This window comes from Halosolutus gelatinilyticus, from assembly GCF_023028105.1.
In the GTDB taxonomy this organism is placed as follows: Archaea; Halobacteriota; Halobacteria; order Halobacteriales; family Natrialbaceae; genus Halosolutus; species Halosolutus gelatinilyticus.
On record NZ_CP095491.1, the window covers coordinates 1,005,149 to 1,018,323 of the forward strand.

The following is a 13,175-nucleotide window of genomic DNA, read 5'->3' on the forward strand; positions in this document are numbered from 1 at the left end:
AGCCCATGCCCGATGAACCGTTGGACGTGCTGGTGGTGGAGGACAACCGCGGCGATGTTCGGCTAATCAAAACCGGGCTCGACGAGAGTAGCGTCGAACGCTCACTAACCGTCGTGAGTGATGGAGAAGCGGCGCTCGACTACCTCTATCAGCGCAACGGGTACGAATCCGAAGCGTATCCCGATCTCGTACTGTTAGATCTGAACGTACCGAAAAAGTCCGGACGAGACGTTCTCGAACGGATGAACGAGACGGAGGAGCTTCGTTCGGTTCCGGTGGTCGTCCTTACGGGTTCGCGAGCCGACAATCACGTGCAGGAAACCTACCAACTGGGAGCGGACGGGTATTTCGTGAAGCCGGTCGATCCCCACGAGTTCATTTCGCTCGTGGAAGCCGTCGCGAATTCGATCGCCTCCTCGGGAACGCTCCTGCCGGGGAAGTACGCAGATATCGATCGCGAGTGATCCGATCGCGATGGTCACGACCGTCGTATCGCACCGGTTGACGCCCCGTCCGGCGAATACCCGATCCACCCCAGGTGAAACGCATAGAGCTCGAATTCGACGGGCGGCTCGTCGCCGTACCCCACGTCGGTACGCGAGGAGAGCAGTACTTCCGGGACGGAAAGCGCGATCAGAACCGCCACGAGCGCGCCACTCGGGAGAAACCCGGCCGCAACGATCGTCGATCGATTCCGCACGGGAAGCTGTTTTCAACCACCCAACGATCTGGTGGGCGGAGACGACGCGGACAGGATCACCGCGTCGCGATCGACCGGAACTGCAAGAAGCGACGGGTGTGCTCGCCGAGTCCGGCGGCGAGTCCGAGCCGCCGATCGGCGGTTTACTCGCGATCGGTGTCAGACTCGCGACCGGCGCCGTCGAACAGCTCGGGCGAGACGACGCAGCCGCAGGGGCTGGCGATCGCGACCATCGGCCCGAGGACCGTGACCGCCACTACCGTCCCGCCGCACTCCGAACACGGCGGGTACGCGGTCGAGTCGTCTGAGTGGTCAGCGCTCATCGGCGCCTCCGGTAGGCGATGGCGATCGCTGGCGATCGTACTCGTGTGTGGCGATACGTCGATCGTGCGGGACGTTTATATCCCGGTAGAATGAACGCAATCATGGCTTCGAACCCCTGGTAGGGTTTGGAAGCCACGTCTCGGGTGCTGCTACACCCGGGGCATTTCATTCATGCCCGCCGGTGTGGCTTCCGTTCTAATTGTTGATGTACCGTTACTTATAACTACTGCAAATTTGACGGAACAAGTGAGTATCTGTCGAGTTCGATTGATGGTTGCGGTGGCTGCTTGGAAAGTGTGGGAGTCGGAATCGATTGGCTTTCAGATAATGAATAAGGGTATAAAGCGTCACATACATTTCCACTGTTTCAATTGAAATAGCGGCAGCAGAGCAGGCAGTTTGGTCCTTTGGCCGTAGACATAATCATTCAGCGATACCGGGTTGAAGGCTTTGACGAAGATGGTGTATTAAGCCGAGGCGAAGGATCTACTGCCTCAGTCGAATCACCCATGATCTTAGAAAGCCACCGGTTATATGTGGAATCTTCTGGCTTTATCTGGGATTCTATAGTCCAAAATAGCAGGAAAGCCAACGGTAGTATAGCTATTGAAAATGCGTAAAGATAGAGGGACCCGTTCTGAAGATAACCGGTTGCAGCCACGCCACCGATTAGACTCCCGAAGAATACTTTTCCTGTATCCGCAAACACAGCGGCGGCATTTTCGGTCATCACATACATATTTCTAATCTGATACTAATTATCTTATGGGATATCTGGATAGAAAGGCCAAAAGGAATGCATCGGGTGCTTCGACTGGAGATCGCGTGCGGAGGTGGATGCTGTGACTTTTTGCGCTATCGCCTTGGCGGTGCCCGCCAAAGAACGCTTCTCGCGTAACACTAAAACCGACCCGCAGGCGCTGGAATACGATCGACACGATCGAGCCCATCATCCCGACCACAACTGAGATCGCGAACGGAAGTTCCTGCTGAACGTGTCGGTGCGCAACCGGACTGACGGAGGTAATATCACTTTCCGAGCCAGAGTAGCGATCGCCACCGATCCCGTCGAGAAACGGTCCAGTTTCGATCCGATCGACAGCCCGCGAACCGATCGGAACCGAAGACGCGGATACGGACTGGCGATCGGTTGTACTGCGCGCTGGCATACCTGGTTGAATACAACGCGCGAGCGGAACAGGAGTCGCTGGCCGATCGAGTGGGGCGATCGTTCAGCGGCGCGTGAAACCAAATTTTATATACCTTAGCTCAGCACTTCGACACGATAGATGAATGGTACGCAATTGGTGGTGTTCCTCTTATCGCATCTACTCGGATTGGTGATTACTATTATGTGGGTGCTGATGGGCCCAATTTACGTTCTCATCGGCCTGCTATTCGGACTCATCGTGGCAGCATTCGCGCTGTCTCTAGCAGCTAGCGTGGTCGGTACGGAGGGCGACTGAGCGGCTGATTCAGTGCCGATCCCCGGACAGCGATCTCTACCATCGGCGAACCATGAACGAGACAGTCAACGCAACGATCAAACGGAAGTTCGGTGCGTTCGTACGGTCACGCCGTTGGTGGAAGCGATTCCGCGAACTCGTCATCAAGTGTGTCGTCCATAACTTGGAGCAAGCGCTCACCATTTCACACACGGAGGGAATTGGTCGTACGTCCGAGAAGAATGTCCCCGCTGAATACAGCGGATGGATTGATCGACCGGGCGACCCGATCGGTCTCGAGCCGAGTAGTTACGACTCCGCCGTCGCGTTCGCCGCCCAGTCCGGTTTCTCGACGTCGGTGCTCCCCACGTCGGACAGGGTGTACGACTGCGTAATCCTCCGGGTCGCGGATTCGGCCCAGACGAATTCGTACTCGTAGTGGCGGATGACGCCGTCTTCGTCGAGCAGGAGCGTCGCGGAGAACTCCTCGTACCGCGAACTCGCGTTCTCGCCTCCCGCCCACGAGTCGGCCAGCGCGTCGACGCCAGTGGCCTCGTAACGCATCACCGGAACGCCCTGGAACGTTTCGACGCCTTCGCGCTCGTAGGTGGCGTCAATCGCAGCGTGATCGAGCTGGTGCATGCTGTCGTTGCTGAACAGTCCACGCCAGAGATACCGGTCGCTCGATTCGTTGAACGCCGACACGGGGGAGAGTGTCCTCACCTCCGACCAGTTGTTCTCCCGCGACAGCATGTACTCCGTGCTTCCGTCCGAATAGATGGTGCCGTTCCCCGAAAAGTAGCCGGTGGTGTGTACGAGGTACTGTGAATTGCTGGGCTCGGCGAGAAACCGGCCCGTGTCGTTCATGTGCCTGAAGTTCTTCTCCGAAGAGTGGAAAACGCGGTCCTTCCGGGTTTTCTCGGTTGAGAGCGTGAAACTCGTGTTCGCCATCGCGGTCGCGTGTCTATCGAACACCGACTGGTCGATGGCCGACGCGTTCGGGAACTCGTCGGGGGACGCGTCGGGCGACGGGTCCCCGCCCGTGCCTGGAAGCCCAGCACATCCCGCGAAGACTAGGAGGGCGACGACGGCGATCGCTGAGAGCGGAGACGCACGCATAGGATACTGTTCAATTGCCTCACAGTTAACGCTGACGGGTAATTCCACCTCTCGGACAGAGGGCGATGCCACCCTGATCCGGCGTCGTGACTCTCGGGAGAATCAGTTCCGAACCGGTTGTAAGATACGCGCTCTGTATTCATCGCGGCTTGTGGAACCCGTCGCCGATTGAGGGGTTCAACGAGGCCTAGCTGCTGTATCTCGGACGCTGTTCTCGACACCGCTCCGGGAGAGCGCGCGGCTGGCGCCGAATACGCGTCCCGGAGCGATCGGCCCGGGTCACGACCAATACCGAGCCGCCGCGTCGCCGGTAATCGTTAGAACGGAACGTCGTCCGGCGCGCCGCGGGGCGTCCCCTCGCCGGCCATGCCGTCGAAGCCGAGCGAGACGTCGACGCGATCGATCCCGTCGACCTCGCTCGGGAGGCGCCGCTGGATCGCCTGGGTCGTCATCGGGCTGATCCCGCAGCCGTCGCAGGCGCCGCTCAAGGTGATCGAGACGCTGCGCTCGTCGGGATCGACGTCGGTGATGGCGAAGTCGCCGCCGTGCGCTTCGATCTGCGGGAAGTTCCGGCGCAGGAACAGCGAGACGGAGTCGCTGATCTCGTCGACCGTCGGTACCGAACGGGTGTCGCTCATACGCGTCCACAGGCACCGGAGACGAATAGCTCTGTCCACGATCGATCCGCCGGGGCGCCGATCGGAGCGGCGCGAGAGCACCGCCGGTCGACCCGACTCAGCGCCCGCACGACCGTCGAGAGGCGGGTTGCGAGCCTTTATCCGGGTCGGTAGCAACTAGGATTTATGAGCGATCGAGCACGGTCCGCCGACGTTCCGTTCTGGGGTGAGGGAGACGACAGCGAGGCGCTCGACCGCTATCGGACGCTCGTCGACGCGGTCGACGACGGCATCTATCAGCTCGATTCGACGGGCCACTTCGTCGGCGTCAACGACACGATCGTCGAGATCGCCGGCTACAGCCGCGAGGAGCTCCTCGGCGAGCACGTTTCGCTCGTGCTCGCCGAGGCGGACGTCGATCGGATCGAACGCGAGTTCGGCCGGCGGCTCGCGACCGGCGAGACGGACGGCGCCGCGTTCGAGACCGCCGTCGAAACCGCCGACGGCGAGTTCCTGACCTGCGAGCTACGGATCAGTCTCATCGTCTCCGACGGCGAATTTCGGGGATCGACCGGGATCGTGCGGGATGTCACCGAGCGGAAACGACGGGAGCGCCGCCTCGAGAACGAACTGGATCGGGTCTTCGGGCGGATCTCCGACGCGTTCTACGCGGTCGACGACGAGTTCCGCTTCACGCACGTCAACGCGCGGGCCGAAGAACTCCTGCACCACTCGGAAGAGGAGTTGCTCGGCCGGAGCCTGTGGGAGGTCTTTCCGGCCGCCGCCGCGATCGACGACGTTCGAGGGAGTTTCGAGCGGGCGCTGGACGAGCAACGGCGGACCAGTTACGAACTCTATTACGACACGCTCGACTTCTGGGTCGAAGCGAATCTTTACCCCTCCGAAACCGGCGTCTCGGTCTACTTCCGCGACGTCACCGAGCGGAAGAAGCGCGAGCGGGAGTTAGAGCGGTACGAGAAAACGATCGAGACGATCTGGGACGGCGTCGCCACCCTCGACGCCGACGGTCGGTTCGTGGTGGTCAACAAGGCGCTCTGCGAGATGACCGGCTACGACCGCGATGAGCTGCTCGACGAGCACGTGACGCTAATTCACGACGAAACCGTCGACGAGCTGGCCGAGGAACTGAACGAGGGCGTAATCACGGGCGAACGGGCGTACGGCGCGATCGAGTTCGACCTCGAACTCGCAAGCGGCGACGCGATCCCCGTCGAAGGTCGGTTCGGCCCCTACGAACTCGAGGACGGCTCGGTCGGTCGGACCGGCGTCGTTCGCGATATCTCCGGGCGGAAGGAGCGCGAGCGAGAGCTAACGAAGTACGAAACGATCGTCGAAACCGTCAACGACGGGATCTACACCGTCGACGAGGACGGCCGGTTCACGATGGTCAACGACGCCTATGCCGAGTTGACCGGCTACTCCCGGGAGGAGCTGCTCGACTCGCACGCCTCGCTGGTCGTCGACGACGAAACGTTCGAGCGGGCGAAAGCGGTCGAAGGCGAGCTGTCGGAGGGGCGCGGGGACGAGCCGATCCTGGAAGCGACGGTACGGACGGCCGACGGCGACCGCGTGCCGGCGGAGGCGACCTTCGCGATGTTGCCGGATGACGGGCACGAACGCATCGGCGTCGCCCGCGACATCACCGACCGAAAGGAACGGGAGCGGGCGCTCGAGGAGAGCGAGCGCCGGTACCGGACGCTCGTCGAGAACTTCCCGAACGGGGCGGTCGGACTCTACGACGAGGAGCTTACCTACACCGTCGTCGGCGGCGAGATGCTGAGCGACCTCGGGGTTTCGCCCGAGGAGATGGTCGATAGCAGCATCGACGAGCGCTATCCCGACGACCTCGTCGAGGAGGTCAAACCCCACCTCCGGGCGGTCTTCGATGGCGAATCGCACTCGTTCGAGGTGGCGTATCGCGATCGGCAGCTGTTGGCGCACGCGCTTCCGGTTCGAGACGCCGACGACGAGATCTACGCGGGAATGCTGATGGTGCGGGACATCACCGAGCGCACGGAGTATCGTCGGCGCCTCGAGGAATCGAACGAACGGCTGGAGCAGTTCGCGTACATCGCCTCCCACGACCTGCAGGAGCCGCTGCGGATGGTCACGAGCTACTTGGGGTTGATCGACGATCGGTACGGCGGCGCGCTCGACGAAGACGGCGAGGAGTTCCTCGCGTTCGCCATCGACGGCGCGGAGCGAATGCGCGAGATGATCGACGGATTGCTGAAATACTCGCGGATCGAGAGGACGGGGACGTCGTTCGAACCGGTCGATCTGGGGGCCGTGCTGGACGCGGTGCTGACGGATTTACAGGTGCGGATCGACGAGAACGACGCCGAGATCGCGGTCGACGAACTGCCGCGCGTGGCGGGCGACAGCAACCAGTTACGCCAGCTCTTCCAGAACCTCGTGGAGAACGCGATCGCGTACAGCGGCGACGACCCGCCGCGGGTCGCCGTCTCCGCCGAGCGCGACGGCGGCCGCTGGCTCGTCTCCGTCCGCGACGAGGGGATCGGGATCGATCCGGACGATACCGATCGCATCTTCGAGGTCTTCCAGCGGCTCCACAGCCACGAGGACCACCCCGGCACCGGGATCGGCCTCGCGCTCTGTCAGCGGATCGTCGAGCGCCACGGCGGCGAGATCGGAGTCGAATCCGAGCCCGATGAGGGGACGACGTTCGCGTTCACGCTCCCCGCCGCGAACGCGTGAGGGTCCGATCGTCCCGACTCACCCGCGCATCTCGGCGTCGATCGCGGTCCGGACGACGCGTACGAGGCCGAGCGTCGCGACGAACGTCCCCGAGAGGACGAGCGCGGCGAGCAGGAAGAGCCCGATCGCGATCGCGCCGACGTTTCCGTACGAGAGCAGCGCCGCGACGACGAACCGATACCCCAGGAAGACGATGAGAGCGCCCGCGGCGATGCGGATCGAGCCGCGCCAGTAAACGCCGTACTCTTCCGGCGAGAGTTCCATGCACCGGCGTCCGTCGCCGTCCGTGAAAAGTGTACTCGAGTGTCGCCGGTCCGTGCCGGCGCCGGCTCGCCGCAGTGCCGATCGACGACTCAGTCGATCCCGTCCGCGAGCTGCCCGGTCACCCGCGCGCCCGTTCGTCGGTCGATCCGCCGGCGATCGAAGACGGTTCGCGCGCTCTCGGCCGCCCGCTCGTCGACCGCGAACTCGAGGAGCGGATAGGCGACGTCGGTCAGGACGAGCGGGTTCGGCGGCGCGGGTGCGATCCCCTCGTGACCGGGCAGCGGGTCTGGCGCGAGGGCGCGATCGATCTTCTCGACGGGTTCGTCGCCGGCGCCGACGGCGGTGGCGAGCGAGACGAGTCGACGCACGAGTTCGCGGGCGAACCCGCCCGCCGCGACCGTGACGACGAGATAGTCGCCATCGCGGGTCGCCTCGATCGTCGGCTCGCGCTCGGTGTTGCGATCGTCCGGCGTGAGGTTGTGGAAGTCGTGGGGGCCGGAGAGCGCGTCGCAGGCGGCGCGGAACCGATCGTCGTCGATCCGCGCGTCGGGGTCGACGGAACCGCCGCGAGTTCCGTCGCGATCGGCGGGGGGTGCGTACAGGTGGTACGCGTACTCCCGTCGGGTTGCGTCGTGGGTAGCGTGAAACGACGCGGGCGCGGCGGCGGTCGCCCAGGCCCGGACGTCCGCGGGGAGTTCGGCGTTGAGCGCCCGCGGCGTGAGCCACTCGGGGGCCTCGAGGCCGATCGTCTGGGCGAGCGCGGAGACCCCCGCGTCGGTGCGACCGGCGGCGGCGTAGCCGGCGGGACGATCGGGGCCGTCGCCGGCGCCGGGCTCGTAGACGTCGAGCGATCGGAGCGCGTCGAAAATCGCGCCCTCGACGGTCGACGCGTCGGGCTGGCGCTGAAAACCACGATAGCCGGTGCCGTCGTAGGCGATCCGGAACGCTCGCGGTGGCATCGGTTCGACCGAGGGGCGCCCGCGTGTTAGACCCGTCGACCGACGGTTGCGGCGGCCGCCGGCGAGTTCCGGCCTCCCTGTGCGCGCTCAACGCTTACCGCCCGCGGCGATCAAGCCCCCGACGATGCTCGAACTCTACCAGGCCGAGAGCTGCCCGCACAGCACCGAGGTCCGCGAGAAACTCACCGAACTCGGCGTCTCGTACGTGATCCACAACCCGCGCCTGCCGGGCGACGAGGGCGGGGACGTGCTCAACGAACAGACCTACCGGGCGATGCGGGACATCGGCGGCGAGGACGCGATCCCCTTCCTCGTCGACACCGATCGGGAGACGACGCGCTACGAGAGCGAGGAGATCATCGACTACCTCGAGACCCACTACGGCTGATCGCGACGGCGTCGGATCGGGCGGGTGCGGCTGCTCGCTCCGCGATCGGCCTCGCACACGCAGTTCGCGATCGGCGAGATCGGCGCGAGCGTCGACGGTGTCGGCCTCGCTCTTCGGCACCGGCTCCGTCGACGCCGGCGGCCCCCGTTGGTTTTCTGATGACTCACCTGCATACTCCGGGCGGGTGGCCTTCCGCACGAGGCGCGGATTATCACCCATGGGCGACTCCAACGAGCGTGATTCGGAGTCACACACGACTGTGCGGAACGTCGTGCTCGTGATCCTCGATACGGCCCGATCGAAAAGCGTCGATTCGTTCGGCCGATCGATCGAAGCGAAGAACGCGGACGGCGACTCCGAGTATCGAACGGGCGACGGGACCGCGCGACCGCGACTGTCGAGCGGACGCGAGTGCGACGGACCGCAAACGACCCCCGCGCTGTCGCGCCTCGCCGCCGAGGGAACGGCGTTCGAGAACGCGTTCGCGGCCGCGCCGTGGACGCTGCCCTCCCACGCGTCGCTGTTCACCGGCCTGTACCCGTCCGAGCACGGCACCCACGGCGGCCACACCTTCCTCGACGAGGACCTGCGGACGCTCCCCGAAGCGTTCGCCGACGCGGGCTACCAGACGATCGGCGTCTCGAACAACACCTGGATCACCGAGGAGTTCGGCTTCGACCGCGGCTTCGAGGATCTCCGCAAGGGCTGGCAGTACATCCAGTCCGACGCGGACATGGGTGCGGTCGTGCGGGGCGAGGATCTCCGGGAGAAACTCCAGGCGGCGCGAAACCGCCTCTTCGACGGGAACCCGCTGGTCAACGCGACCAACATCCTCTACAGCGAGGTCTTTCAACCGACCGGCGACGACGGCGCCGCCCGATCGGTCGACTGGATCGAGCGCTGGCTCGCGAAGCGGGACGACGAGCGGCCGTTCTTCCTGTTCTGTAACTTCATCGAGCCGCACGTCCAGTACGATCCGCCGAAGGAGTACGCCGAACGGTTCCTGCCGGCCGGAGCGTCCTACGAGGAGGCGACGGCGATCCGCCAGGACCCGCGGGCGTACGACTGCGAAGACTACGATCTGAGCGATCGCGAATTTTCGCTGCTCCGGGGCCTCTACCGGGCCGAACTCGCCTACGTCGACGACCAACTCGCCCGGCTCCGAACGGCACTCGAGGCGGCCGGCGAGTGGGACGACACCCTCGTCGTCGTCTGCGGCGACCACGGCGAGCACATCGGCGAACACGGGTTCTTCGGTCACCAGTACAACCTCTACGACACCCTGCTCAACGTCCCGCTGACCATCCGCGGCGGACCGTTCACCGACGGCGGGCGGCGCCGCGACCTCGTCCAGTTGCTCGACATTCCGGCGACGGTGCTGGAGACGGTCGGCGTCGACGACCCCGAACTGCTCGCGCAGGGTTCGGGTCGGTCCGTCCACCCGGATTCGGACGCCAAACCGCGGGACGCCGTCTTCGCCGAGTACGTCGCTCCGCAACCCTCGATCGACCGTCTCGAAGCTCGCTTCGGCGATATTCCGGATCGCGTTCGCGCGTTCGATCGGCGACTCCGGACCGTCCGCACGACGGAGTACAAGTACGTCCGCGGCGACGACGGGTTCGAACGACTGCACCACGTGCCGACCGACCCGGCTGAACGGAACGACATCACGAGCGAGACGCCCGAAGCGATCCGGGAGCTTCGGAATCGGCTCGAATCACGGTTCGAGCCGTTCGAAGACGTCGCGACCGCCGCCGACGCGGACGTGGAGATGCGGGAGGGCACCAAAGAACGGTTGGCCGATCTGGGCTACCTCTAGCGGATCGAGTTCACCGCCGCGAGCGAGGACCGCACAACGCGAACCGCGGACCGGTCGTGCGGCCGGGTATCAAGCTTGTACGTATGCAGCCGAGAGCGTTTCCGCCGTCGTCGGGAATCCGCGTCCGTGTCCCCCGTCACGTCCGCCACCGATCGATCGGTCCCGACGCGAGTCGTCTTCGATCGGATCGCGGAGCGCCTGCAGGTCGTCGTCGATGCGGCACCCGCCGACGTCGACGACGTCGCGGTCGCCGTCGGCTCGACGCGCGTTCGCGTGACAATCGCCGGTGAATTGCCCATCGAGGTGACCGGGACGCCGCCGACGCCCCGGCATCGCTTTACCGACGACCGAGCGGCGTACTACAACAACGGCGTCCTCACGGTGTCGATCGGAACGACGCGTCGCCGCTGGTGAAGTCGGGCGTTCGAAGGACTCGACCGAAATCGGAGCGCGAGTCGACCGAGCGTGCGGAGAAGCGACGCGCCGCCTTCCATCGGCGCCGCAGACGCATCAGACGGCGTCCAGAATACCGCCGTCGCTTTCGTTCCCGCTGTCGCTTTCGTTCCCGCCGTTGCCCTCGCCGCTGCCCTCCGCACCGCCGGTGCTGGCGGATTCGTCGACCGTCTCGGTCACGTTCGAGACGAGTTCTAAGACGTTGTCCTCTTCCTGCGATCGGACCAGGGACGGGTAGACGCCGATCGTGACCAGCAGATCCTCCGCGGTCTCGACGGCTTCGGTCACGTGCAGGTAGACCTCGACGTCCTGGCCGTTGAACTGCGCGTCCGCGGTGAACCGCGAGATCGTCGTCTCCTGGTCGAGGACCGCGATCTCGTCGTTGCCGTCGTGAGCGATGTCGCCGATCGCGTCGTAGTTGCTCTGAACGAGGTCGACGAGTTCGGTCGTGGACATGTCGCCGACGGGGTTGAGCTCTCGCCCGGCGATCGACACCTGCGGCGTCGTCAACACCATGAAGAGGGCGCCGCGCTGGCTGCCGAGTGGCCCCATGTCGACGCGCTTCTCGTGCTCGGTGAGGTAGTTCGTCACCGACACCGTCTCCGAGTACGGACCGAGTTCGAACTTCTCGTCGATGACGAGGTCGTCGATCTTGGTCTGCTCGTAGCCGGTGTCGTCGCGAACGGCCGCGTCGACGCCTGCAGGGTCGGATTCGTGTTTATCGAGCCCGGCGAGGCCGAGACAGCCCGCGAGGCTCGCGAGTCCGATACTTCCCACGCCGGCCAGCACAGTTCTGCGGTTCATCTTGCCGATTCTTTCGGTCGCTCCCCCATGAGTTTGTTGGGTTCCGCGACGTTCAGCTGGGCGAGAAATCCGATCGGTCGAGATCGTCAGAATCGACTGACAGGACCGGGAAGTCGGTTCATTCGATGTCGAGTCCGGTCCCGCACTCGGGGCAGACGAGGCCGGTGTCGTCCGCCGTCGCCATCCGCATGTCGTCGTGCCCGCAGTCGGGACACGAGACGTCGCGATCGTCCAGGACGGGAATCCGATCGATCCGGATGTCGTCGGTGTCGCGGGGCGCGCCGATCGCGAGCGCCACCAGGGGCTCGTCACCCGCGTTCCGTCCGGACTGAAAGTCGCCCGGCGCGAACCGGACGGCCTCGTCCGGCCCGACCGTCACCTCGCCGTCTCTCGTCTCGAACGCCGCGGTCCCCTCGAGGACGACGAACACCTCCTCCTGATCCGCGTGGGCGTGAACCGACCCGCTGAACCGCTCGCCGGGCGCCAGGACGTAGCGGGTGAGCGCCACGTGCTCCGCGCCCAGCGGGTCGGTCAGGGGCCGGCGATCGGACTGCCAGGCCTCCTCGTACGGGTCCGGGTCGATCTCGTCGATCGAGACGCGTTCCATACCCGTCGTTCGCATCACCGCGGCAAGAAATTCGGGGTCGAGCGCGACGACCGCCCGACCCGCGAGTCCCGCGAAGCTTTATTGACGTCAGCCTGGTCCGTCGACCATGGCTTCTTCGCCGCGAACGAACGTCCTTCGAGAGACGCTCGACGACGACGAGGTCGCGCTCGGCGTCCTCGAGAGTACGTACAGCCCGACGCTCGTCGAGTTCTACGGCGACCTCGGTCTCGATTTCGTCTGGATCGACCTCGAACACGCCGGCCCGAGTCCGTGGGACGGCGATCGGATGGAGAACCTCCTTCGGGCGACCGACGTTTCGGGAACCGAACTGCTCGTTCGGCTGCCCGAACCCGACCCCGGGATGGTCCGGAAGGCGCTGGACGCCGGCGTGCGGAACCTCTTCGTTTCGCGGATCGAGCGCGCGGACGACGCCCGGCGAGCCGTCGAAGCCGCCCGGTTCCGCTACGACGGCGAGCCCGGCAAACGCGGCTTCGCCAACCCCAGGGCGAGCCGGTGGGGAACGACCGAGAACTACGCCGACACCGAGGACGAGGAGATCGTCGTCGGCGTCACGATCGAGAACCCCGCGGCCGTCGACAACCTCGACGACATTCTGGCCGTGCCCGATCTCGGGTTCGTGTTCGCGGGCCCGCTCGACCTCGCCGTCTCGCTCGGCCACCCCGGCGAGCCGACCCACGACGAGGTGCAGGACGCGGTCGAGGAGATCCGAACGCGGGCGATCGACGCCGGCGTTCCCCTCGGCGGCCTCGGCTTCGGAATGGACGACGTCAACGAGAAGGCCGCCGCGGGGTACCAGATCCTGAATCTCGGAAGCACGACCGGCGCGCTGGGCGGCGCGGTGCGATCGTGGCTCAACGAGTACGAGGGCTGATACGGCGACGACCGATCGACCTCCTCGCCGCGTCGGATACTGTCG

Annotated in this window: 14 protein-coding genes and 1 pseudogene; 7 read left to right on the plus strand and 8 right to left on the minus strand. The window is 65.0% G+C overall.

Going from position 1 to position 13,175, the window contains the following annotated elements; translation table 11 throughout:
- Nucleotides 1-5: 5 nt before the first annotated feature.
- The gene (locus MUH00_RS05120) at nt 6-464 is read left to right on the plus strand and encodes a response regulator (protein WP_247002706.1); all 459 of its coding nucleotides are present in this window, start codon (nt 6-8) and stop codon (nt 462-464) included.
- Between the two features lie 379 nt (nt 465-843).
- Here MUH00_RS05120 and MUH00_RS05125 read toward each other — a convergent pair whose 3' ends face one another.
- Together MUH00_RS05125 and MUH00_RS05130 are read right to left on the minus strand one after the other, a co-directional pair.
- On the minus strand, nt 844-1,023 hold the full coding sequence (locus tag MUH00_RS05125) for a hypothetical protein (protein WP_247002707.1): 180 nt from the start codon (nt 1,021-1,023) through the stop codon (nt 844-846).
- A 428-nt stretch (nt 1,024-1,451) separates the two neighbouring features.
- Nucleotides 1,452-1,754, minus strand: a complete 303-nt coding sequence (locus MUH00_RS05130) for a hypothetical protein (RefSeq protein WP_247002709.1) — start codon at nt 1,752-1,754, stop codon at nt 1,452-1,454.
- A gap of 761 nt (nt 1,755-2,515) precedes the next feature.
- On the opposite strand from MUH00_RS05130, the pseudogene MUH00_RS05135 reads away from it, so the two are divergent.
- Nucleotides 2,516-2,668, plus strand: a pseudogene (locus tag MUH00_RS05135) (IS5/IS1182 family transposase); the annotation flags it as partial.
- A 110-nt stretch (nt 2,669-2,778) separates the two neighbouring features.
- Here MUH00_RS05135 and MUH00_RS05140 read toward each other — a convergent pair.
- The gene (locus tag MUH00_RS05140) at nt 2,779-3,588 is read right to left on the minus strand and encodes a DUF7537 family lipoprotein (protein WP_247002711.1); all 810 of its coding nucleotides are present in this window, start codon (nt 3,586-3,588) and stop codon (nt 2,779-2,781) included.
- Between the two features lie 317 nt (nt 3,589-3,905).
- Nucleotides 3,906-4,226: a NifU family protein gene (locus MUH00_RS05145; protein ID WP_247002713.1), complete on the minus strand. Its 321-nt coding sequence runs from the start codon at nt 4,224-4,226 to the stop codon at nt 3,906-3,908.
- A gap of 165 nt (nt 4,227-4,391) precedes the next feature.
- On the opposite strand from MUH00_RS05145, the gene MUH00_RS05150 reads away from it, so the two are divergent.
- Nucleotides 4,392-6,944: a PAS domain S-box protein gene (locus MUH00_RS05150; RefSeq protein ID WP_247002715.1), complete on the plus strand. Its 2,553-nt coding sequence runs from the start codon at nt 4,392-4,394 to the stop codon at nt 6,942-6,944.
- Between the two features lie 18 nt (nt 6,945-6,962).
- Here MUH00_RS05150 and MUH00_RS05155 read toward each other — a convergent pair whose 3' ends face one another.
- Nucleotides 6,963-7,208, minus strand: a complete 246-nt coding sequence (locus tag MUH00_RS05155) for a hypothetical protein (protein ID WP_247002717.1) — start codon at nt 7,206-7,208, stop codon at nt 6,963-6,965.
- A gap of 89 nt (nt 7,209-7,297) precedes the next feature.
- Nucleotides 7,298-8,167 (minus strand): tRNA pseudouridine(38-40) synthase TruA, encoded by an 870-nt coding sequence (truA, locus tag MUH00_RS05160; protein ID WP_247002718.1) that lies wholly within the window; start codon nt 8,165-8,167, stop codon nt 7,298-7,300.
- 124 nt (nt 8,168-8,291) lie between these two features.
- On the opposite strand from truA, the gene MUH00_RS05165 reads away from it, so the two are divergent.
- The 3 genes from MUH00_RS05165 to MUH00_RS05175 all read left to right on the plus strand — a co-directional run bounded on the left by MUH00_RS05165 (nt 8,292) and on the right by MUH00_RS05175 (nt 10,788).
- Nucleotides 8,292-8,555, plus strand: a complete 264-nt coding sequence (locus tag MUH00_RS05165) for a glutathione S-transferase N-terminal domain-containing protein (RefSeq protein WP_247002720.1) — start codon at nt 8,292-8,294, stop codon at nt 8,553-8,555.
- A 217-nt stretch (nt 8,556-8,772) separates the two neighbouring features.
- Entirely contained in the window at nt 8,773-10,374 is a 1,602-nt protein-coding gene (locus MUH00_RS05170) for a sulfatase (RefSeq protein WP_247002722.1), read from the plus strand.
- A 126-nt stretch (nt 10,375-10,500) separates the two neighbouring features.
- Nucleotides 10,501-10,788 carry a hypothetical protein gene (locus tag MUH00_RS05175; RefSeq protein ID WP_247002724.1) on the plus strand — a complete coding sequence of 96 codons (288 nt, stop codon included), beginning with the start codon at nt 10,501-10,503 and terminating at the stop codon, nt 10,786-10,788.
- 96 nt (nt 10,789-10,884) lie between these two features.
- On the opposite strand, the gene MUH00_RS05180 is transcribed toward MUH00_RS05175, so the two are convergent.
- Nucleotides 10,885-11,631, minus strand: coding sequence for a DUF6517 family protein (locus tag MUH00_RS05180; protein WP_247002727.1), 747 nt, complete (start codon nt 11,629-11,631; stop codon nt 10,885-10,887).
- A 118-nt stretch (nt 11,632-11,749) separates the two neighbouring features.
- Nucleotides 11,750-12,238, minus strand: coding sequence for a cupin domain-containing protein (locus MUH00_RS05185; RefSeq protein ID WP_247002728.1), 489 nt, complete (start codon nt 12,236-12,238; stop codon nt 11,750-11,752).
- A gap of 106 nt (nt 12,239-12,344) precedes the next feature.
- On the opposite strand from MUH00_RS05185, the gene MUH00_RS05190 reads away from it, so the two are divergent.
- Nucleotides 12,345-13,130 carry an HpcH/HpaI aldolase family protein gene (locus MUH00_RS05190; protein ID WP_247002731.1) on the plus strand — a complete coding sequence of 262 codons (786 nt, stop codon included), beginning with the start codon at nt 12,345-12,347 and terminating at the stop codon, nt 13,128-13,130.
- Nucleotides 13,131-13,175: the final 45 nt, after the last annotated feature.